We start from the raw sequence: 419 nt of genomic DNA on the forward strand, positions 1-419 counted from the left end.
TGAATTCGGGGCGATTCAGTTATCCCTTGAGGTTTACTCTCTGCTGTCTAAGGAACTATTTCTGAGAAAGTTACTATTTAATGTTAGTGTGGAAGGAGAAGGTTTAACACACGATGTTACATATAAATGGATAGATAACAATACTATTAATGTTACTTTTGATAGGTGCAGTTTTATAATTAAAGTATTGGAAGAGCACTTAATATTCCCTAGTGACAAGGAGGGATGCGGGAATTATAGTTTCTTTTTAGAGAATTAAAAAAGACATATATGGACACTCCATTTATGTCAAGTTAAGTAAGTCTATCGGGGGACCCTGTAACAGATTCTGTGTAACTGCCATTTAGTTGATATGTCTTTCGAGGCGTTCCTCGAACTCGATAATAAAACGACTCATCGCCCGAATTCAAGTTCCAAGT

1 protein-coding gene is annotated in these 419 nt (G+C 36.3%); it reads left to right on the forward strand.

The window, feature by feature from the left end:
• A partial coding sequence (locus tag N482_RS25565; protein WP_231100808.1) for a hypothetical protein occupies positions 1-259 on the forward strand: 259 nt, incomplete at its 5' end.
• Between the last annotated feature and the right edge of the window lie 160 nt (positions 260-419).

Source organism: Pseudoalteromonas luteoviolacea NCIMB 1942, from assembly GCF_001625595.1.
Taxonomy (GTDB): Bacteria; Pseudomonadota; Gammaproteobacteria; order Enterobacterales; family Alteromonadaceae; genus Pseudoalteromonas; species Pseudoalteromonas luteoviolacea_A.